General features: G+C 62.8%; 17 protein-coding genes and 6 tRNA genes. 6 read left to right on the top strand and 17 right to left on the bottom strand.

Annotated elements, in window-relative coordinates:
- Positions 1-5 precede the first annotated feature (5 nt).
- Entirely contained in the window at positions 6-272 is a 267-nt protein-coding gene (locus ACFOSU_RS12910) for a hypothetical protein (RefSeq protein WP_380690264.1), read from the top strand.
- 1 nt (position 273) lies between these two features.
- The gene (locus ACFOSU_RS12915; RefSeq protein WP_380690266.1) at positions 274-1,965 is read left to right on the top strand and encodes a Na(+)/H(+) antiporter subunit D; all 1,692 of its coding nucleotides are present in this window, start codon (positions 274-276) and stop codon (positions 1,963-1,965) included.
- Between the two features lie 87 nt (positions 1,966-2,052).
- Here ACFOSU_RS12915 and dnaQ read toward each other — a convergent pair whose 3' ends face one another.
- The 3 genes from dnaQ to ACFOSU_RS12930 form a co-directional block, all read right to left on the bottom strand.
- A complete protein-coding gene (gene dnaQ, locus ACFOSU_RS12920) occupies positions 2,053-2,793 on the bottom strand; it encodes a DNA polymerase III subunit epsilon (protein ID WP_380690268.1) in 741 nt (246 codons plus the stop codon).
- Between the two features lie 340 nt (positions 2,794-3,133).
- Positions 3,134-3,589, bottom strand: a complete 456-nt coding sequence (gene rnhA, locus ACFOSU_RS12925) for a ribonuclease HI (RefSeq protein ID WP_380690269.1) — start codon at positions 3,587-3,589, stop codon at positions 3,134-3,136.
- Entirely contained in the window at positions 3,586-4,245 is a 660-nt protein-coding gene (locus ACFOSU_RS12930; protein WP_380690271.1) for a class I SAM-dependent methyltransferase, read from the bottom strand. Before ACFOSU_RS12930 ends, rnhA begins: the two co-directional genes overlap by 4 nt.
- A 125-nt stretch (positions 4,246-4,370) precedes the next feature.
- Here ACFOSU_RS12930 and gloB point away from each other — a divergent pair, with 125 nt between their 5' ends.
- Genes gloB through ACFOSU_RS12945 form a run of 3 tightly spaced genes read left to right on the top strand, consistent with a single transcriptional unit; the run spans position 4,371 to position 7,677 of the window.
- Positions 4,371-5,147: a hydroxyacylglutathione hydrolase gene (gene gloB, locus ACFOSU_RS12935; RefSeq protein WP_380690273.1), complete on the top strand. Its 777-nt coding sequence runs from the start codon at positions 4,371-4,373 to the stop codon at positions 5,145-5,147.
- Positions 5,137-6,849 carry a lytic transglycosylase gene (locus ACFOSU_RS12940; protein WP_380690275.1) on the top strand — a complete coding sequence of 571 codons (1,713 nt, stop codon included), beginning with the start codon at positions 5,137-5,139 and terminating at the stop codon, positions 6,847-6,849. Before gloB ends, ACFOSU_RS12940 begins: the two co-directional genes overlap by 11 nt.
- Before the next feature lie 39 nt (positions 6,850-6,888).
- Complete coding sequence (locus tag ACFOSU_RS12945; RefSeq protein WP_380690277.1) at positions 6,889-7,677, top strand: enoyl-ACP reductase FabI; 789 nt, start codon at positions 6,889-6,891, stop codon at positions 7,675-7,677.
- Positions 7,678-7,901: 224 nt separating this feature from the next.
- Here the strand turns inward: ACFOSU_RS12945 and ACFOSU_RS12950 are convergent, their stop codons facing one another.
- The 14 genes from ACFOSU_RS12950 to ACFOSU_RS13015 all read right to left on the bottom strand — a co-directional run bounded on the left by ACFOSU_RS12950 (position 7,902) and on the right by ACFOSU_RS13015 (position 19,953).
- On the bottom strand, positions 7,902-9,791 hold the full coding sequence (locus ACFOSU_RS12950) for a SurA N-terminal domain-containing protein (protein WP_380690279.1): 1,890 nt from the start codon (positions 9,789-9,791) through the stop codon (positions 7,902-7,904).
- A 243-nt stretch (positions 9,792-10,034) separates the two neighbouring features.
- Positions 10,035-10,111, bottom strand: a tRNA-Asp gene (locus ACFOSU_RS12955).
- Between the two features lie 7 nt (positions 10,112-10,118).
- Positions 10,119-10,194, bottom strand: a tRNA-Val gene (locus ACFOSU_RS12960).
- Positions 10,195-10,237: 43 nt separating this feature from the next.
- Positions 10,238-10,510 carry an HU family DNA-binding protein gene (locus tag ACFOSU_RS12965; RefSeq protein ID WP_380690281.1) on the bottom strand — a complete coding sequence of 91 codons (273 nt, stop codon included), beginning with the start codon at positions 10,508-10,510 and terminating at the stop codon, positions 10,238-10,240.
- Between the two features lie 221 nt (positions 10,511-10,731).
- Positions 10,732-13,119 (bottom strand): endopeptidase La, encoded by a 2,388-nt coding sequence (gene lon, locus ACFOSU_RS12970; protein ID WP_380690283.1) that lies wholly within the window; start codon positions 13,117-13,119, stop codon positions 10,732-10,734.
- Positions 13,120-13,254: 135 nt separating this feature from the next.
- Complete coding sequence (gene clpX, locus ACFOSU_RS12975) at positions 13,255-14,532, bottom strand: ATP-dependent Clp protease ATP-binding subunit ClpX (protein ID WP_380690285.1); 1,278 nt, start codon at positions 14,530-14,532, stop codon at positions 13,255-13,257.
- A 149-nt stretch (positions 14,533-14,681) separates the two neighbouring features.
- Positions 14,682-15,335, bottom strand: a complete 654-nt coding sequence (gene clpP / locus ACFOSU_RS12980) for an ATP-dependent Clp endopeptidase proteolytic subunit ClpP (protein ID WP_380690287.1) — start codon at positions 15,333-15,335, stop codon at positions 14,682-14,684.
- Positions 15,336-15,380: 45 nt separating this feature from the next.
- On the bottom strand, positions 15,381-16,706 hold the full coding sequence (gene tig / locus ACFOSU_RS12985) for a trigger factor (RefSeq protein WP_380690289.1): 1,326 nt from the start codon (positions 16,704-16,706) through the stop codon (positions 15,381-15,383).
- Positions 16,707-16,842: 136 nt separating this feature from the next.
- Positions 16,843-17,835 carry an aldo/keto reductase gene (locus ACFOSU_RS12990; protein ID WP_380690291.1) on the bottom strand — a complete coding sequence of 331 codons (993 nt, stop codon included), beginning with the start codon at positions 17,833-17,835 and terminating at the stop codon, positions 16,843-16,845.
- A gap of 123 nt (positions 17,836-17,958) precedes the next feature.
- Entirely contained in the window at positions 17,959-18,588 is a 630-nt protein-coding gene (locus tag ACFOSU_RS12995; RefSeq protein ID WP_380690292.1) for a manganese efflux pump MntP, read from the bottom strand.
- A gap of 566 nt (positions 18,589-19,154) precedes the next feature.
- A tRNA-Lys gene (locus tag ACFOSU_RS13000) sits at positions 19,155-19,229 on the bottom strand.
- Positions 19,230-19,329: 100 nt separating this feature from the next.
- Positions 19,330-19,405 (bottom strand) — tRNA-His (locus ACFOSU_RS13005).
- Positions 19,406-19,762: 357 nt separating this feature from the next.
- Positions 19,763-19,838 (bottom strand) — tRNA-Arg (locus ACFOSU_RS13010).
- Between the two features lie 38 nt (positions 19,839-19,876).
- Positions 19,877-19,953 (bottom strand) — tRNA-Pro (locus ACFOSU_RS13015).
- Positions 19,954-20,369: 416 nt separating this feature from the next.
- Between ACFOSU_RS13015 and folD the strand changes: the two genes are divergently transcribed.
- Positions 20,370-21,236, top strand: coding sequence for a bifunctional methylenetetrahydrofolate dehydrogenase/methenyltetrahydrofolate cyclohydrolase FolD (folD, locus tag ACFOSU_RS13020; RefSeq protein ID WP_380690294.1), 867 nt, complete (start codon positions 20,370-20,372; stop codon positions 21,234-21,236).
- Positions 21,237-21,260: the final 24 nt, after the last annotated feature.

A 21,260-nucleotide genomic window follows, 5' to 3' on the forward strand; every position in this document is an offset into this window, starting at 1 on the left:
TCGTCATGCTGATCGAGCGTAATCCCAAGCAATACCGCCGCCCCAGCGGGCGTCGCCTGTTCTGGGCGCGGGTGCTGTACGTGGTCTGCGCGGCCACGCTGGTGCCGAGCCTGTTCATGCATCCGCACGGCGAGTTCTCGTTTTCCGAGTTGCCGGCATTTCATGCACTGCTCGCCTTCGTCACCGGCTGCGTACTGGTGCTCGTGGCCCAGTTCATGCGGCGGCTGCTGATCCGGCCCGAAGACTACTACTCAGACCACGAGGACAGCTGACATGCCCGCCTGGCTGAACAGCCCCGCAATCCTGCTGATGGCCGCCGGCTGCCTGCAGCCGCTGCTGCCCTATCGTGCGCGCATGGCCGTGCTGCTCGGCACGCCGATCGCGTGTCTGGTGTGGCTGTGGAATATTCCGATGGGCACGCAGACCCATATGGCGCTGCTGGAATACACGCTGGTACCGATGCGCGTGGACGGCCTGGCCTTTACGTTTGCAACCATCTTTCTGGTCGCCGCGTTCCTGTCCGGCCTGTACATGGTCCATACCCGCAGCCGGCTGGAGCCGGCCGCGGCGCTGCTGTATGCCGGCTCGGCGATCGGCGCCGTGCTGGCCGGTGATCTGATCACGCTGTTTCTGTTCTGGGAAGTCACCGCCATTTCATCGGCCATGCTGCTGGTGATCCGCGGCCTGCGCGATGCCATGATCGTGGCGCGCCGCTATCTGCTCGTCCAGGTGGGCTCGGGGCTGCTGCTGATGGCCGGCGCCGCCATCCATATCGAGGCCACCGGCGACGTCGGCTTCAACCATATCGGCCTGGACGTGCCCGGCGGCTGGCTGATCTTTCTCGCCTTCGGCGTGAAAGCCGCCTTTCCCCTGCTGCACAACTGGCTGCAGGACGCCTATCCGGCGGCCAGTGCCACCGGCACTGTGGTGCTATCGGCCTTCACCACCAAGATGGCGATCTACGCGCTCGCACGTGGCTTCGCGGGTACCGATCTGCTGATTCCGATCGGCGCCACGATGACCCTGTTCCCGATCCTCTACGCGATGCTGGAAAACGACCTGCGCCGGGTGCTGTCGTACAGCCTGAACGTGCAGCTGGGCTTCATGGTGGTTGGCGTGGGTATCGGCACCCAGCTGGCAATCAACGGCGCCGCAGCACATGCGGTGACCCATATTCTCTACAAGGCGCTGCTGTTCATGAGCATTGGCGCGGTGTTGCGCCAGACCGGGCATGTGCGCGCCACGGAACTGGGCGGTCTCGCCCGGCAGATGCCGTGGACGACGGCGTTCTGCGTGATCGGCGCCGCGTCCATCAGCGCATTTCCGTTCATGGCCGGTTTCGTGAGCAAATCGCTGATTCTGTCAGCGGTCGCGCATGAGCACTGGCCGGTGACCTGGGTGGTGCTGACCGCGGCCTCGGCCGGCGCGTTGCTCTATGTCGGCATCAAGATTCCCTACTTCGCGTTCTTCGCCCCCAACGACCAGATCAAGTGCGAGGAACCGCCGCGCAACATGCAGATCGCGATGGGGATCACGGCCGCAGGCTGCCTGGTACTGGGGTTCTTTCCCTCGCTGCTGTATTCGATCCTGCCGTATCCGGTGGATTACCAGCCCTATACCTTCAGCCATATCGTCACCCAGATGCAGCTGCTGGCGTTCTCGGCGCTCGTATTCTGGCTGGCGTGGCGGGCGGGCCTGTATCCGCGCCCGCTACGGGCCGTGCATCTGGATTCCGACTGGATCTACCGACGCGTGCTGCCGCGCTTCGGCCACGTCGTCGAACGCCTCTACAGCGCCGCGGTGGCCAAGTTCGGCAGCGGTGCGGGGCAACTGACCGGTCTGGGCATGGCGCGCCTGCGGCTGCGCTACGACAGCGCGGGCGTGCTTTCGCGCACCTGGAGTACAGGCTGGATGGTGCTGTGGGTGGCGATTCTGCTGGCGCTATATCTGGTGTTCTATTACTGAACACCTGCCCGGATTGCCGGGATCACGCGAGATCAGCGATGTCTGTCGAACGCACCAGCAAGCGCATCGCGCGCCTGCAGTGACTCGTCAGGCAGACGGGCTCGCTTCGTCTTCCTGGTCGCGCCAGAGACAGCGGTCGCCGCTGGCCTTGGCCAGCATTTCCAGATAACGCGCGTGGCTGACGCGCTCGTCATCGGTAGCCCGATTGACGCGCGGCCGGTGCTGGGCAGACGACAGATGCGCCGCCAACCCGGCACTGGCCAGCGCATTGCCTGCCGCGGTGTCGTCCGCCGCCAGACCGATATCGATCTGGCCGCCGGTCATCATCAGATAGACATCCGCCAGCAGTTGGGCGTCGAGCAGGGCCCCGTGCAGTTCGCGATTGGAGTTGTCGATCTCGAAGCGCTTGCACAAGGCGTCGAGACTGTTGCGCTGGCCCGGATACAGCTGGCGCGCCTCGGCCAGCGTATCGATTACCGGCTGCGCACTCTCGAGTGCGGCATGGCCGGCATCGAGCTTGCGAAATTCGTGATTGAGAAAGGCCAGATCGAACGGTGCGTTGTGGATGACCAGTTCCGCGCCGGCCAGATAATTGGCCAGGGTTTCGGCGATCTCGGCGAAACGCGGCTTGTCGTCGAGAAACTCGAGGGTGATGCCATGGACGTCGATGGCACCCTGGTCGATCTCGCGATCGGGATGGATATACAGATGCAGATCGTTGCCGGTCAGGCGCCGGTTGGCCAGCTCCACGCAGCCGACCTCGATGATGCGATGGCCCTGCTGCGGCTCCAGGCCCGTGGTTTCAGTATCGAGAACAATCTGTCGCATGGTCATTCCTTGCTGTGCTTGGCGGTCTGCCTCTTGAACGCGGCCGCTGATCGAGGCTGGCAGAGAAAGACTTGTCGATTCGCAGGCGGGAAGCCGGATTCACACCGATATATAAGATTTTGAAAAAGCTCCGATTTACCACAGCGCGCCATGAGATCACTGCCTGGATTCCAACGGATACCCGAGCCGTCCCAGCACCCACGGGAATCAAATAAACGGGCTCTTGGTCTGTCTCCTTCGGAGTAAATCTGTCTTCATATCTGCGGACGAGCCGCCTTCGCCTTGTGCCCGAGTAGCGACTCACTAAGTTCACAATCAGCTGCGAGTACTTCCCGCTCGATCAGCCTTTCTTCATCTCGTCGATGCCGCGATTGGCCAGTACATCGGCGGCTTCATTACCAGGGTCGCCGCTATGGCCCTTGACCCAGTGCCAGCGGATCTCGTGGCGCTCGCAGGCGCTATCCAGTGCCCGCCACAGATCGGCGTTCTTGACCGGCTTCTTCGCGGCTGTCTTCCAGCCGTTTTTCTTCCAGTTGCTCAGCCACTGGGTGATACCCTGACGCACATAGGTGGAGTCGGTATGCAGATCGATGGTGCAGGCGCGCTTGAGGGCCTGCAAGGCCTCGATAGCCGCCGTCAGCTCCATGCGATTGTTGGTGGTCGTGGCTTCGCCGCCAAACAGTTCGCGCCGCTTGCCGTTGTAGGTCAAGTGCGCACCCCAGCCGCCCGGCCCGGGATTGCCACGGCAGGCGCCGTCGGTATAAATGGTCACGGCATCGGATTGGGTATCAGTCATCGCGGGCATGTTACGCCACGGCTGGCCCCTCGTGCCAAGACCGGCGCGGCCGCGGTCCGACGCTTGCCCACCCGCTCGCGGATCCGGGTGCGCGGCAGGACCTGGCGCCGGGCCACCACCGCGTAGGCCTGCGCGCTCCAGGCGATCGAGCGTGACCAGCGCGCGCCCTCGCCGACATGATAGGCACGACCGAAGAACGGAAAGCCCAGGCCGTAGCGCCACAGCTGCTGCGGCTGGAATTCGAGCAGCTGCAGCCAGTCGCACAGACGCGATGCGCTCGGCGGTGCGGAGCAGGGATGAAAACGCGCGATCCGGCGCGACGGCAGGCCTTGGCGCAGCGCCCAGATCGACAGCGGATTGAACGCCATCACGATCATCTGGCCCCGCTCGCTGAGCACGCGTGCGCATTCACGCAACAGCCGGTGCGGCTCAGCCACCTGTTCCAGGCCGTGTGCGATGACGACCGCATCCACGCTCGCGCTGGCCAGCGGCAGATGCACGCCGTCGAAACCGATGTCGCCGGCATGCTCGCCGCCGAAGCCGATCTGCCACTGACACAGGGTGCCGGCGCGCGCGAGTTCGCAGCGCTCGATGCCCCAGGTGCCGATCTGGACGCAGCGATAGCCCGTCAGCGCCGGCAGCAGTGTCCGCAGCATTCTTTGTTCGTACTGAACAAACAGCCGCCCGCGGGCGCTTTCGAGCCAGTCCTGCGATTGCGTGTACTTGCCAGTAAGAATTCGAAACAATTGATTTTGTCTCAGGTGGTTGGCAACATCTTGCGATGCTCGACATTAAAGCGATATCGGCGCTCTCCGACAACTATATCTGGGTGCTCGCCGTCGATGGCAGCGACACCGTGGCCGTGGTCGACCCGGGCGAGGCGCCACCAGTGGCGCAATACCTTTCCGATCAGAGGCTTCGCGTCGGCGCCTATCTGATCACCCATCATCACGGCGATCATGTCGGGGGGCTCGACGCTCTCCTCGCGAAGCACCCCGCGCCGGTCTACGGGCCAAAGGCGGAGGCCGACCGCATCCCGCAGATCGACCATCCGCTCGCCGGCGGCGATCGGTTCACGCTGGATTTTCTCGATGCCGACTTCGATGTGATCGATGTGCCCGGCCATACCCTGGGCCATATCGCGCTGACGACCCCCGGCACGCTGCTCGCCGGCGACGCCCTGTTCCGGGGTGGCTGCGGGCGCGTATTCGAAGGCAGCTATGCGCAGATGCAGGACTCGCTGGCCAAGCTGCGGCAGTTGCCGGATGACACCCGAGTCTACGGCGGCCACGAATACACGCAGAAGAACCTCGCATTTGCGCGCACCGTGGAGCCCGACAACGACGCGATCAAGGCCGTGATCGAACAGGTCGACGCCCTGCGCGCCGAGCACCGACCCAGCCTGCCGGCCACCTTGGCCGAAGAACGCGAGATCAACCCGTTCCTGCGCTGGGACCACCCGGATGTCATCGCCGCCGCACAGCAACGTGCCGGTCGCGCGGTCGAATCGCCGGCCGAGGTCTTCGCCACGATCCGAGAATGGAAAGATGCCTCGTAAGCCGCGGCGCGCCTCGCTCGCGCTGACGGTTTCGTTCGGACTGCTGGTCACCGGCTGCGCGAGCCAGAACACGCGCACCGCCGCCCCTGTCGACACGCACCAGACCAATACGCCCGTCACCCAGGCCGCACAACCGGCGGCCACGAGCGCGGCACGCGCACCGATCGAGCCCGACGAAAACGTCGTTCAACTCGATTACACGCCCCACCAATGGCCCGACCCCGACCAGGATCTGTGGGCGGCAATTCGGGCCGGCTTTGCGCTCGATTCGAATGCCGAACGGCGTCCGGTACGCGAATGGACCCAGTTCTACGCCACCCATCAGGGTCATCTGGACGCGTCGCTGGATCGCGCCCAGCCGTTCCTGTGGCATGTCGTGCAACAGGTCGAAGAACGCGGCATGCCCACCGAACTGGCGCTGCTGCCGATCGTGGAAAGCGGATTCAACCCGTCCGCGCGCTCTTATATGGGCGCCAGCGGGCTGTGGCAGTTCATGCCGGGCACCGCCGATCATATGGGCCTGCCGCGCGACTGGTGGTACGACGGACGCAACGACGTGATTGCCTCCACCAACGCCGCGCTCAACTATCTGACCCTGCTCAAGGATCGCTACGACGGCGACTGGCTGCTCGCTCTGGCTGCCTACAACGCCGGCCCCGGCCGCGTGGACGCCGCCCTCGCCCGTGCCCAGGCCGAGGGCCTGGATGACAGCTACTGGAATCTGGAGCTACCGCGCGAAACCACCGAGTACGTGCCCAAGCTGCTCGCCGTTCGTCGCATCATGATGACGCCGGCGCGCTTCGGCGTGGACTGGCCAGCGCTCGACAATACGCCGCGCACGCGCTCGGTAAAGCTGCCCGGCCAGACCGAGCTCGCGCTGGCGGCGCGCATGCTCGACATGCCCGAGGACGACCTGCGTCGGCTCAACCCCGGCATGCGGCGCTGGGCCAGCGCACCGGACGACGACATGAGCCTGCTGGTGCCGGCACGCAAGGCGGCCGCGTTCCGGCAGAAGCTGGCCGCGACCCGGACCAGCCGGCTGGTCTCGCGAAGCACGCATACCGTGCGCCGCGGCGAGATTCTCGGTCGTATCGCCCATCACTACGGAGTCAGCCTCGCCTCGCTGCGCCAGGCCAATCATTTGTCCGGCGATCGGATTCGCGTCGGCCAGACCCTGCAGATTCCACGCTCTGGCGTGCCCGGACAGGCCGCGCCGCCGGCGGAGCCGACGCAGACCTATGTGGTGCAGTCCGGCGATTCGCTGTGGGATATCGCACATCGCTACCATATCGATGTTGCCACGCTGCGTGCGCGCAACCGGCGCGTATCGACGACGCTGCATCCCGGCCAGAGCCTGATTATCCCGGGCTCGGCCACGCCGCCCGAACCGAGCACCTACCTGGTCAAGCGTGGCGACTCGCTGTGGTCGATCGCACACGCCAACGACGTGGCGATCGCGGACCTGCGACGCTGGAACCGTCTGGGCCGCGACACCGCCCTGCAGCCCGGCCGTTCGCTGGCCATCGACGGGCCCGCGCCGCTGCCGGACTATTACGAGGTCGAGTCGGGCGACTCACTCTGGTCGATTGCGCACCGCTTCTCGATGCAGGTCGCTACACTACGCAGCTTGAACGATATGTCCGCAGGCAGCACTATTCGTCCTGGACAGCGTCTGCGCTTGCAGCCCGCCGTTTCAGGCTAGGCGGGCAATCGCCCCGACAACATTTTTTCAGGAGCAGACATGGGGTTTCTCGAGGGCAAGAAGGCTCTTATCACTGGACTCGCCAGTGAACGATCTATCGCCTACGGTATTGCGCAGGCCATGCGCAGCCAGGGCGCCGAACTCGCGCTCACCTATCAGGGCGAAAAGCTCAAGGGTCGCGTCGACAAGATGGCCGAATCACTCGGCTGCAAGATCGTGCTGCCGCTGGACGTGGCCGAAGACGATCAGATCGAAGGCCTGTTCGAGTCGCTGGGCGAACACTGGAAGGAACTCGATATTCTGGTTCACGCCATCGGCTTCGCGCCGCGCGAATCGCTCAAGGGCGGCTATCTCGACGCCCTGACCCGTGAAGCAGCCAGCGTGTCCCACGACATCAGCGCATATAGCTTCGCCGCCCTCGGCAAGGCTTCGCGCACGATGCTTTCCGAGCGCGCCTGCCTGATCACGCTGACCTATCTGGGCGCCGAGAAAGTGATGCCGGGCTACAACATCATGGGCCCGGCCAAGGCCAGCCTCGAGTCGAGCATGCGCTTCATGGCGGCCGACCTGGGCCCGCGCGGCGTACGCGTGAATGCGATTTCCGCCGGCCCGATCAAGACCCTGGCGGCCGCGGGAATCAGCGGTTTCCGCGACATGCTCGCGCACGCGAAGGCCGGTGCACCGCTACGCCGTAATGTCACCCAGGAGGAAGTCGGCAACGCCGCCGCGTTCCTAGGCTCCGACCTGGCCTCCGGCATTACCGGGGAAGTGCTGTACGTTGACGCCGGCTATCACATCATGGGCGCCACGCCGGTCGAGGACGACTGACCTCGAGGAATCGGTGTGATAGAAAAAAGCGCGGTCTGCCTACCGCGCTTTTTTATTGCCCGGCGTTCATTGCCGGAGCGGCGAGCGCCCTGCTCAGTCAGATCACACCCGGCCAGCGCCAACATCGGCGCGAGGCAGCTGAGGCCAAATCGACCGGATCGTCAAACGAGACCCAAAAAAACGCCGTGCGCGAACGCACGGCGTTGAACAGCCTCGAAAGCTTATCAGGGGTTGACGCGGTTCTGATTCACTTCAACATCGGCCTGTGAACGCAGGTACTGGCTCAGGGCCGCATATTCCTGCTGCGCGACATAGTTGCGCTGCTGATCGGCGAACTGCGAGCGCGGCGTCTTGCTCTTGTCGCCCTGGGCATCGCGTACCTGATCGACGGCCACCAGAGCCACCATGCCGTTACTGGTCGCGGTGATGTCGTAGCCGGGCTGGTCGGCGCTCGGCTGCGCCATGCCGAACGCAGCTTCGCGAACACGGGCGTCGGTATCGTCGCTGGAACGCCGAATGAAACCGGCATTCTCCAGTGACGGCGCTGCATCGCCCTGGGCGACCGACTCGAGCTTCGCCCCGTCCTTGATCTTCGCCAGCGCCGCCTCGGCCGCCGTACGGGCCTGCTCCGCGGTCTTTTGGGCGACCAGGCGATCGCGGATACGCGCACTGACTGTGTCAAGCGGCAGCGCCTGCGCCGGCTCCTGCGCGTCCACGCGTACAACCACGCGTCGATCCGATCCCAGCTGGATCGGCGTGCTGTTGAGCTTGTCCTTGAGCACGGCATCCGAGAACGCGGCCTTGCGGATTGCGTCGTACTGGCCGAGACCACCACCGCCGTCCCTTGTGAGCCAATCGCTATGCTGGATTTTCAGGCCGAGCTGATCGGAAAGGGTCTTGAGGTCATTGGGGGCTTCATAGGCCAGTGACTCGAGCCGGTCGATCTTGTCGTCATAGGCCTGGTTGGCCTGCTGAGCGCTGGCAATGGCGTTGAGCTGGGCCTGCACCTCGGGATCGTCGAACGCCGGCGTCTTGGCCGCGTTGACGTCCTTGAGCTGCAACAGATACCAGGCATCGTCGCCACGCACGGGCGACGACGTATCGCCGGCCTTCATAGCGAACAGTGCATCGGCGACGGCCGGGGGCAGGTCCGCCCGCTTGACCGAGTCGAGCGGGGTATAGCTGGCGCCATCGGTTTTCTCCGCCAGCGTCTGCGGGTCGCCGTCGGCCATGGCGCCGGCCAGTTTCTGCACGGTGTCGCGCGCAGCCGAGCCATCGCCTTCTATCGGCACCCGAATTTCACCGCCGCTGCGGGTCTCCGGCTCGCCCAACTGCGCCTTGTTCTGCTCATAGAGCGCACGCAGGGTTTGTTCGTCCGGCGTCTGATCGTCGCCGGCGTTGCTGCGATCGAGCGATACATAGGCGAGCTTCACCCGCTCCGGGCGCTGGAACTGGTCGCCGTGCGCATCGTAGTAGGACTTGATCTGTGCGTCCGTTACCTCGACCTGATCGCGATAGTTTGCGGGGTCGAAGCGCAGATACCGTACCCGCCGCTCCTGGTTGACCAGCCGATAGGCCTGATCCACCTCGGCCGGCGAGGCGAATGCGCTGTTGACGATCTCGCCGCGCAGCTGACGGCTCTTGAGGTCGCGACGCAGGCTCGCCTCGTACTGGGCCGGGGCAATGCCGGCCTGCGACAACAGCGCGCGATAGCGCTGCGGCGAAAACTGCCCGCCCTGCTGGAATTGCTGATCGCTGCGCAGCGCCGCCAGCACCGCCGCATCGGTCACGCGGTAGCCGTTGTCCTGCGCGTACTGATTCAGGACCGCATCATTGATGAGCCCCTGGAGCACGGTCTGGCGCAGCTGTTCCGGCGGAAACATGCTCGGATCGAAACCGTCACCCATGAGCTGGCGCAGACGCTGGTAGCGCTGATCGTAGCCCCGCTGCAGCTGACTGCGCGTGATATCCGTGCTGCCGACACTGGCGACCACCGGATCCGACGACGGCGTGAAATAGGAGCCAATGCCCCATACGCCGAATACCAGCGCGATAACGGCGACGACGACATAGGCCAGCGGGCCGCTCGCATTGTCGCGAATTCTTTGCAGCATCTGTTGTGCTCCCGGACTTGTTGTTGGTTTCGAGGTGACGGCACGCTTCGCGGGCGCCCGAAAATCGGGTACGCCATTGTGCCGCAACCGCGCCTGCGTGACAGCTGTTTGCTGCAAGACACAGCTCTTGCGGGCGGCACTTCGATCGCGGCTGTCATCGAAAACGACGGGCAATAAAAAAGGGCGCTCCGAAGAGCGCCCTTTGGAAGCCTGAGCGGGTTGTACTACAACCCGTAAACAGACTGGCGGAGCGGACGGGACTCGAACCCGCGACCTCCGGCGTGACAGGCCGGCATTCTAACCAGCTGAACTACCGCTCCTGAACTTTGGTGGGTGCTGACGGATTCGAACCGCCGACATTCGCCGTGTAAAGGCGACGCTCTACCAACTGAGCTAAGCACCCTACCGACGTATCGGTGATTCGCCGTTTACCCAGCGAAGGCGCGCTAGTTTACAGCGTCTTTCAACGCTTTACCAGCCTTAAAGCCAGGAGTTTTTCCTGCGGGGATGGTGATCGACTGACCGGTCTTCGGATTACGGCCCTGACGAGCGGCGCGCTCGCGTACGGAGAACACGCCAAAGCCTACCAGCGAGACCTTGTCGCCTTTCTTGAGAGCGTCGGTCACGGAATCGACCATGGCGTCTACGGCACGCGAGGCATCGGCCTTGGACAGGTCTGCGTCGGCAGCGACCGCATCGACAAGTTCGGTTTTGTTCATAGTGAAAATCCCCTGAGGAATGAAACAAATGTTCGTATTAACCCGGCACGGGCCCGGGCGGGTGACATACGCTCGATCGCGAACGCATCGCCGACCATGCGCGTTCACGCCACTGCAATCAAGCGCCTTGGCGTGAACATAAGCGGCTGTTATACCAAGCGTCTCTTTCGACCGTCAACAAAGGGTTTGCCGGCCGACGCCGCGGGATACGCCGCCATCGCTCAATGGGCCCGGATTCCTGCCGGGTCGTTCTTGCCTGCATTGTCGGGCCCTGCCGCGTCTTCCGGCAGCGCCTGAGGCTTCCTGGTGAGTGCGATTTCGAGCACTTCATCAATCTTTTTGACCGGCCGAATATCCAGCCGATTCTTGATGTTAGCCGGAATCTCCGCAAGATCCTTGGTGTTGTCGTGCGGGATGATCACGATCTTGATCCCACCGCGATGCGCGGCCAGCAGCTTCTCCTTGAGCCCGCCAATGGGAAGCACGTCGCCACGCAGGGTGATCTCCCCGGTCATGGCCACGTCGGCGCGTACGGGGATTTGTGTGAGGGCTGACACCATCGAAGTGCACATGCCCACGCCCGCACTCGGGCCATCCTTGGGCGTCGCACCCTCGGGCACGTGCACATGCAGATCGGATTTCTGCATGAAGTCACGATCGATACCCAGCGAGGCAGCGCGCGAACGGATTACCGTGAGCGCCGCCTGGATCGACTCCTGCATGACATCACCGAGCGAGCCGGTATGCAGCGGCTTGCCCTTGCCCGGCACCGCCGCCGACTCGATCGACAGCAGTTCGCCGCCGACTTCGGTCCATGCCAGGCCGGTGACCTGGCCCACGCTGTCCTTCTCCTCGGCGCGGCCGTAGCGATACTTGGGCACGCCCAGGTACTTGTCCAGATTGCGCTTGGATACCTGCACCGTGCCGCGCTCGGACTCGCTGATCAGCTCCTTGACCACTTTCCGGCAGATCTTGCTGATATCGCGCTCGAGATTACGCACCCCCGCCTCGCGGGTATAACGCTGAATCACGTCGGTGATGGCGTTGTCGGAGATCGAAAGCTCTTCTTCCTTGAGCCCGTTTTCACTCATCGCCTTGGGCACGAGATAACGTTCGGCGATGTTGAGCTTCTCGTCCTCGGTGTAGCCCGACAGGCGAATGACTTCCATGCGATCGAGCAGCGCCGGCGGAATATTGAGCGTGTTGGCGGTACACACGAACATCACCTGCGACAGATCGTAGTCGACCTCGAGGTAGTGATCGCCGAAGCTGTTGTTCTGCTCGGGATCCAGCACTTCCAGTAGTGCGGAAGCCGGATCGCCGCGAAAATCGTTGGCCATCTTGTCGACTTCGTCGAGCAGAAACAGCGGATTGCGCACACCGACCTTGGCCATGTTCTGGATGATCTTGCCCGGCAGCGAGCCGATATAGGTCCGACGATGGCCACGAATCTCGGCCTCGTCACGCACCCCGCCCAGACTCATGCGCACGAACTTGCGGTTGGTGGCGCGCGCGATCGAACGCCCCAGCGAGGTCTTGCCCACGCCCGGCGGGCCGACCAGACACAGGATCGGGCCCTTGATCTTCTTCACGCGGCTCTGCACCGCGAGATTCTCGATGATCCGCTCCTTGACCCGCTCCAGACCGTAGTGATCGGAATCGAGCGTCTCCTGCGCCTGCTTGAGATCGATCTTGGTCTTGCTGCGCTTCTTCCACGGCACGTCCACCAGCCAGTCGAGGTAGTTGCGCACGACGGTGGCTTCGGCCGACATCGGCGACATCGACTTGAGCTTGTTGAACTCTGCGGTGGCCTTCTTCTTGACCTCCTTGGGCATGCCGGCCTTCCCGATCTTGTCTTCGAGATCCTCCAGGTCGTTGGGCGCATCCTCGATGTCGCCCAACTCTTTCTGAATGGCCTTCATCTGTTCGTTGAGGTAATACTCGCGCTGCGACTTCTCCATCTGCTGCTTGACGCGACCACGGATCTTCTTCTCGATCTGCAGCACTTCGATCTCGGCATCGGTCTTGGCAACCACATGCTCGAGCCGCGCCTGCGCGTCGGCGATATGCAGCACGTCCTGACGCTCGTCGAGCTTGAGGTTCAGATGCGCCGCGATCGTATCCGCCAGACGGCCGGCGGAATCCATGCTCGACAGCGAGGGCAGCAGCTCGGCCGGTATCTTCTTGTTGAGCTTCACATAGGCTTCGAAGGTGGATACCGCCGAGCGCATCAGGGCATCCGCTTCGGCGCTCTCGTCTTCGGCGTCGTCGATGACGTCGTAGCGCGCCACAAGGCTGCCGTCGGCCTCGTGCAGGTCCGACAGGCGTGCGCGGTCGGCGCCCTCGACCAGCACCTTCACGGTGCCGTCAGGCAGCTTGAGCAGTTGCAGGATGGAAGCCAGCGTGCCGACCTCGTAGATATCGTCGGCGCCGGGGTCGTCGATATCGGCGGCCTTCTGCGCCACCAGCAGAATCTTCTTGTCTTCGGCCATTGCCGCTTCGAGCGCGGTGATGGATTTCTCGCGTCCCACGAACAGTGGGATCGCCATGTGCGGGAAGACCACGACGTCTCGCAGCGGCAGTACTGGCACCAGAGCGTTGTCAGCCATTTGAACCCTCGCGTAAAAAGCGGCCGGCAATTAAAGCCGGCCACTGTGAATTTAGTAGTAAATTGCGGGCAACGCGGCGCTTTTCAATCAGCGCCGCGCCCGCACCGGCCGTCGAGGACGGCCGGCGCAGGCACCTCAGGCCCCGGCGCGGGTCGCGTCGGCGTTTTCATAAACGATATACGGCTGAGCATCGCCGTTGACCACCGCCTCGTCGACGACCACCTTGGAGACGTTCTCCATGGCCGGCAACTCGTACATCACGTCCAGCAGAATCGATTCCAGAATCGTACGCAGGCCGCGCGCCCCGGTCTTGCGATCCATCGCCCGCTTGGCGATGGCACGCAGTGCATCCTCGCGGATTTCGAGTTCGCAGTTTTCCATCTCGAAGAGCTTGGCGTACTGCTTGGTGAGCGCGTTCTTGGGCTCGCGCAGAATCGAGATCAGCGCGGTCTCGTCGAGTTCCTCGAGCGTGGCCACCACCGGTAGCCGGCCGACGAATTCGGGGATCAGGCCATACTTGACCAGATCCTCGGGCTCGACGCTGGCCAGCAGTTCCCCCAGCGCGCGCTGTTCATTCTCACCCTTGACCTCGGCCGAAAAGCCGATGCCGGAGCGGCCGGAGCGGCTGGAAATGGTCTTGTCCAGACCGGCAAACGCACCGCCGACAATGAACAGGATGCCGCCGGTATCCACCTGCAGGAACTCCTGCTGGGGATGCTTGCGCCCGCCCTGGGGCGGCACGCTCGCGGTAGTGCCTTCGATCAACTTGAGCAGCGCCTGCTGCACGCCCTCGCCCGAAACGTCGCGGGTGATCGAGGGATTTTCCGACTTGCGCGAAATCTTGTCGATCTCGTCGATATAGACAATGCCGCGCTGGGCCTTGTCAACATCGTAGTCGCATTTCTGCAGCAGCTTCTGGATGATGTTTTCCACATCCTCGCCGACATAGCCCGCTTCGGTGAGCGTGGTGGCATCGGCGATCGCGAACGGCACGTCGAGCAGACGTGCGAGGGTTTCCGCCAGCAGCGTCTTGCCGCAGCCGGTCGGCCCGATCATCAGAATGTTGGATTTCTGCAGTTCCACGTCGCCTTCGCCGGTTTCGGCGTTGAGACGCTTGTAGTGGTTGTAGACCGCGACCGCCAGGATCTTCTTGGCCGACTCCTGACCGATGACGTAGTCATCGAGCACGCGCTTGATTTCCTGCGGGCTGGGCAGGCCTTTCTTGGCCGGCTTGCTCGCCAGCTCCTCGCGCATGATGTCGTTGCACAGATCCACGCATTCGTCGCAGATGAATACCGACGGACCGGCGATCAGTTTGCGTACTTCATGCTCGCTCTTGCCACAGAACGAGCAGTACAGGGTGCGGCCGGACTTGTCGCTCGAGCCGCTGTTGCCGTTGGAATCTTCCGCCATTGTCTTGGGACCTCTTGATACTGGGCCTGCCGATATGTCTTGTATGGCATATCGGTCAAACGCTTGTCACGGATTTTTCACAAACCCGCCGTCTTGAACACGCCCAATTGCAGGCCCCGCAATGCGCGAGGCCTGCAATGGCAAGTCGTTTACTTGCCCTTGTCCGTGGTCTTGTCCGCCATTGCCGCTCGCGAGGTCAGCACCTCGTCGATCACGCCGTATTCCACCGCCGAATCAGCGCTCATGAAGAAATCACGCTCGGTGTCGCGCTGGATATTCTCCAGCGGCTGTCCGGTGTGGTGCGCCAGAATCTGGTTCAGACGTTCACGCGCATGCAATATTTCACGCGCGTGGATTTCGATATCCGTCTGCTGACCCTGGAACCCGCCCAACGGCTGATGAATCATGATGCGCGAATTGGGCAGGCAGAAACGCTTCTTGGGCGCGCCGCCGGCCATCAGAATCGCACCCATGCTCGCGGCCTGGCCGAGGCACATGGTGGCCACGTCCGGCTTGACGAACTGCATGGTGTCGTAGATGGACATGCCGGCGGTGATCACGCCGCCCGGCGAATTGATATACAGCTGGATGTCCTTGTCCGGGTTGTCGGACTCCAGGAACAGCAGCTGGGCCACGATCAGATTGGCCATATGGTCGTCGATCGGACCGACGACAAAAATCACGCGCTCTTTCAACAGGCGTGAATAGATATCGAACGAGCGCTCCCCGCGAGCGGTCTGCTCGATGACCATGGGAATCAGGCCCAGGTTCTGGGGCTGCATGTTCGTGTTCTGGTCTGACATAAGCGTTGGTTTCCTTGCCGCGCCGAAAATCGGAAAGTCTGTCGACTAGCCGTTGTCGCGGTTGGCGTTGAGTAGCTCGTCGAGCTCGGTGTCCTTCTCGGTGATGGTCGCGCCCTCGAGCAGGGTGTCGACCACCTGCTCTTCCATGACCATCGCCTGCAGACCCTGCATGAGCTGCGGGTTCTGCTGGTAGTACTGCTTGACCTGCTCGGCCTGGTCGCCGTAGCCGGAGGCGATGTCTTCCATCTTCTTGCTGACGCGCTCCTGATCGAGCTCGAGCTCCTTGTTGGCGATTACTTCCGCGATCAGCAGGCCCATCGCCACGCGACGCTCGGCCTGTTCCTGCAAGGCTTCGTCGGGCATCAGCGCTTTCATCTGTTCTTCGTTGCCCTGCATTTCCTTGGGCATGCGCTGCATGGCTTCCTTGCGCATGCGATCGATTTCCTGAGCCACCATCGACTGCGGCACCTCGATCGGATTCGACGCATGCAGCGACTCCATCACCTCGGTCTTCACCTTGGTATCGACCGCGTGCTTGGCTTCCTGTTCCAGCGATTCGCGTACTTTCACCTTCAACTCGTCGATGTCACCGTCCTCGATGCCCATCTGCTGCAGGAACGCCTGGTCGATTTCGGCGAGCTTGGGCTCGCTGACGGTCTTGACCGTCACATCGAAGGTGGCCGTCTTGCCGGCCAGATCCTTGGCGCCGTAGTCGTCGGGAAAGCTGACGTCGACGTCGAACTGCTCATCGGCCTTGCGACCGACCAGCGCGCGCTCCAGATCCGGCAGGAACTGCTGCTCGCCGAGATTGACCTCGATATCGTTGCCGGTGCCGCCCTCGAAGGCCTCACCGTCGATACGACCGACATAGTCGACCACGACCTGATCGCCGTCCTGGCTTTCGCGGTCCGTTGCCTCGAACGTCTTGTTCTGCTCGCGGATGCGCTCGATGGTCTTGTCGATATCGGCATCGGTGACCTCGGTCACCGGCTTCTCGACCTCGATGCTGTCCAGACCCTTGAGCTCGATCTCGGGATAGACATCGAAGCTGGCGGTGAACTCCAGCGGCTGACCGGCATGGAATTCACCCAGCTCGATCTGCGGCTGACCCGCCGGATTGAGCTCGGCCTTTTCCAGCGCTTCCGGATACACGCTCTGGATCAGTTCGCCGGCGGCTTCCTGACGCGCCTGATCGCCGTAGCGCTGATAGAGCACCTTGATCGGCGCCTTGCCCGGACGAAATCCCGGAATCTTCGCATGCTGGCCGACGCGCTTGACCTTGGCATCGACGGCTGCGCTCACACGCTCGGCAGGAATCTGAACCTTGAGCTTGCGGGCCAATCCACCGGGATTTTCTACGGAAACGTCCATTAACTACCTCTGTACGATCTTGATTTATTACGTGATTCGATTGGGCCAGGCCCGGATGCACACGGCATACGAAAACGTTGACCCCCTAGTATATCAAGCCTGCCCAGCCCCACCGTGCCGAACCGACCTGTCGCTGCTATTTTTGCGCCGGCGGGGCCATGAATTCCGGTCCCACCGGGTCGGTGACGTGCCTGTCCACGATCTGCTCGATCTGTGCGCGGGCAGAAGCGTCCAGCTGCCAGCCCCATACGTCGTCGACCGCGTCCAGCTGCTCGGGTTTGCGCGCGCCCCATAATGCTATCGACCGCGGATACTGATCGAGTACCCAGCGGATGGCCAAATCCAGCACGTGCTTGCCGTAATTGTCATGGGCAAACGTCTCGAGCTCGTCCACCGCCGCAAGATACTGACCGAAACGCGGCTGCTGGAACTTGGGGTCGTTATTGCGCAAATCGTCCCCGGGAAACTCGCGGTTCGCATGCATGCGCCCCGACAGCAGGCCGCGGCAAAGCGCGCCGTAGGCCAGCAGCCGCGTGTCGTTCTCGCGCACCCAGGGAAACACGTCGTCGTCGATACCGCGCTCGAAGAGATTGTAGGGATTCTGGGCGATATCGATCGCCGCGACTTCGCTGAACGATGTCATCTGCTCGGGCGTGAAATTGGACACCCCGATCGCGCGGATCTTGCCTGCGTCGCGCAGCTCGGCCATCGCCTCGGCGGTTTCGCGCACGTCCACGTTCGGGTCGGGCCAATGGACCTGCAGCACGTCGATCACGTCGGTGCGCAGACGCCGGAGCGAATCATCGGCCTCCTTGAGCACGCGCTGCTTGCTGGCATTGCGGACCACGCGTTCCTTGCTGTCCCACTCGAGCGCGCACTTGGTCGCCAGCACCACCTTGTCGCGCATGGCGCCCTGCTTCACCGCCTTGCCCACGATTTCCTCGGACGCGCCAAAGCCGTACACCGGCGCCGTATCAATGAGCGTCACACCATGATCGGGCGCGCTCTGAATCGTGCGAATCGACTGCGCTTCGTCGGTGCCGCCCCACATCCAGCCGCCGATCGCCCAGGTGCCCAGACCGATGCGCGACGCGTTCAATTGTTTATCGTTGAGATCCAGTGTTTCCACTGTCCGACTCCTTTGCTTTCACGCGAAGGAGATGGGTTCGCAACGCCTGTATTCAAGCCGAACGCGCCACGGCGGATCCCGGACTCCACCGCTGCCCTGTCTGTATTGGTCGGCGTGCGCCCGTCAGGCGAGAAGCGTGTGTTCGAGCAGCGTTCTGGTGCCGATGCCGATCAGCATCAGCCCCCCACCGATCTCGGCATAGCGCGGCATGCGATCGCCCGCCACACCGCCGAGCATGAAACCTGCATAAGACATCGCAAAAGTAGTCATGCCGATGATCAGCGCGGCCAGCAGGATCGGCACCTGGAGCACCACCAACGTCACCCCCACCGCGGCGGCATCAAGGCTCGTGCCGATCGCCAGCAGTAGAAGACGTCCCGGCGACGGTGCCGGATCGCTCGACCCGCGGCGCTCATGACGCACCGCATCGTGGATCATCTTGCCGCCAATCCCGGCCAGCAAGACAAAGGCGATCCAGTGATCGACCTGTGCCATGAACGAACCGAGCAGCGTACCCAGCACCCAGCCGACGACCGGCAGCAGCATCTCGAAAGCACCCAGATAGGAGGCCGTACGCAACGCGTTGCGCGAGCGCGCCCCATCGACACGCGCCCCCTGGGCAACCGACGCCGCGAACGCGTCCATGGAAAGACTGACGCCGAGCGAAAAAGAAGTAACGAGTGACACGATGCCTGCCTGTTGGATACGCCGCGAACCCGGCGCCGTGGAAACCGGCACATTAAGAGAATCCATCGCAAAATCAAGTTTCTACAGCAGGCATCCTTATTCAGACGAAGCTTATATTAGGAGCCGCTCCAAACATGCTGTGCCGACGCCACGCTTTGATATGCCGTCTTCGAGCAGACGCGGAGCGCGTTTGCAAACAAGGCGTTGGAAAGCAGAACCGATTAACCGTCTGTTCGACAGTCGCCACCGCGGCCGCAATAACCACATCCTAGCGACGGAATCACACGTCGCCGGTAGCTACGAAGCAGTCGCCTTGGCCCAAGAAATACACCCATCCGGCGCGCTCTCCTGCGCAACGTCGCGCCTGATTGTCTTCCGGTTACGAGGCAAACGGCGGCAATCGATGCGGCCGCGATCGGCCCAAGCGCGCCGTCGGCTACCCCGATCACCCACGGGTAACGATCACACCATGCCCGCCGTGGGGTCGGGTGGATCACGCTGACGACACGAATGGACTGCCTGCTGCTTTTTCGACTCGAATACGCACAGGGACGGCGCGGGGCGAATTGCCGAATGGCGCCCAATAAAAACGCCGGATCGGCAGAGCCAATCCGGCGTTTTTATTACTAAAATGGTGGGCCGTGTAAGAATCGAACTTACAACCAATTGATTAAGAGTCAACTGCTCTACCGTTGAGCTAACGGCCCAGCGACTGCGGCAAAACCTGCCTCGTCGATGGCGATGAAAATCGCCGGGCGCCATGATAGGCGCTACTGCTCCCGATCGCCAGCAAAACCGACATTCGGATGGGGTGGACGATGGGACTCGAACCCACGACGACTGGAATCACAATCCAGGGCTCTACCAACTGAGCTACGCCCACCACCGAAAACAGCACGCATCGGCCGAACCGCAATCGCAATTGAGGGCAGCCAATGCAAGCCGCGTATTCTAATCGGGTTAAGGCGCCGATGCCACCCCCACCGGGCGATTGTTTCGTGCTCCGGCAACTTCGCTACCGCGGGACACGTCTGCAGCCGGGTTCAATAGGGAATGGGGCCGCGCCCGGCTGGATTACTCGCAGGCTGTACCTGCTCACCCTTCGTGCCGGTGTGACTGACGCCGCCCCGTTCGGATGCGCTGCGCGCATCCGTCGAACCAAGCTTGTCTGTTGTCGCTGGTTCGAATGACTAATCGGATAAACCATTCATATGGGTCGCGCTGCGGCGACCCATATGAATGGTGCGCCCGGCTGGATTCGAACCAGCGACCGATGGCTTAGAAGGCCATTGCTCTATCCCCTGAGCTACGGGCGCGAGGAAATGAGTTGGGTGCGTGTCTGGCGCGTCGAAGATGGTCGGGGCAACAGGATTCGAACCTGTGACCTTCTGCTCCCAAAGCAGACGCGCTACCAAGCTGCGCCATGCCCCGAATACCTTGTCCAAACTTACTTGCCGGTCAACCCTCGTGTACAGACCCACGTCTGCTTTACGAGCAGTCTGTTTCTAGGCTCGGCTACGCCTTACCAACAAACCCGGCCTCGAAACCCGTGTTTCTCGGCGTTCTCCGCGGTGCGGATCACCCCAAAGCAGACGCGCTACCAAACTGCGCCATGCCCCGAATACCTTGTCCAAACTACCCGCGGATCGACCGCCATACGCGGATGTGCGTCTGCTTTGCTGTCGCAGCTCTGCGTGACAAGAGCAAACCCGCAATCATTTCGATTGCATCCAGCAACGGGGCGGATTCTATCCGTTCACGGGCCGGCGTGCGAGTGTGCCGGCTCAATTGTCCGCATATCCGCGGCGTGCGAGAATCCACGCCCTCATTCCTCAGACCTATTGCGCATGGCAGCCCGCCTCATCGACGGCAAACAGATTGCTCTGGATTATCGACACGCCGTTCGCGAGGCCGTCGACAAACGGCTGGATTCGGGTCAGCGCGCGCCGGGACTGGCGGTGATTCTTGTCGGCAACGACCCGGCCTCGCAGGTCTACGTCGGCAAAAAGATCGAGGCCTGTCAGGAGGCGGGGCTGGTTTCACAGGCGGCCTACCCTGATGCACATATTACCCAGGACGAGCTGATCGCGCTCATCGACCGCTACAATGCCGACGACAGCGTCGACGGTATTCTCGTCCAACTGCCCCTGCCGGCGCACATCGACGCAAGCACCATCATCGAACGCGTGCGACCGGACAAGGATGTCGATGGATTTCACCCGTACAACGTCGGTCGCCTCGCCCAGCGGGTGCCCTGCCTGCGCGCCTGCACGCCATTGGGTATCGTGCGGCTGCTCGAGGCCATCGGCGAAACGTTCCATGGTCGCCAGGCCGTGGTCGTGGGCGCTTCGAACATCGTCGGGCGCCCAATGGCACTGGAATTTCTGCTCAAGGGCGCGACCACCACGGTGTGCCATCGCTTTACCCGCGATCTGGAATACGAAGTCGGGCAGGCGGAAATACTGGTCGTCGGCGTGGGCAAGCCGGGGCTGATCAAGGGCGAGTGGATTCGCGAAGGCGCCACCGTGATCGATGTCGGCATGAACCGCCTCGACTCGGGCAAGCTGGTCGGCGACGTAGCGTACGAAGCGGCCGCCGAGCGCGCGGCATGGATCACCCCCGTGCCCGGCGGCGTCGGCCCGATGACGGTGGCCATGCTGATGAGCAACACGCTGCGTGCCGCCCAACTACGGGACGCGAAAAACGCCGGCTAGCAGTTCGCCGCGCCCGCTCCGGAC

It is taken from the genome of Salinisphaera aquimarina, from assembly GCF_042643355.1.
In the GTDB taxonomy this organism is placed as follows: domain Bacteria; phylum Pseudomonadota; class Gammaproteobacteria; order Nevskiales; family Salinisphaeraceae; genus Salinisphaera; species Salinisphaera aquimarina.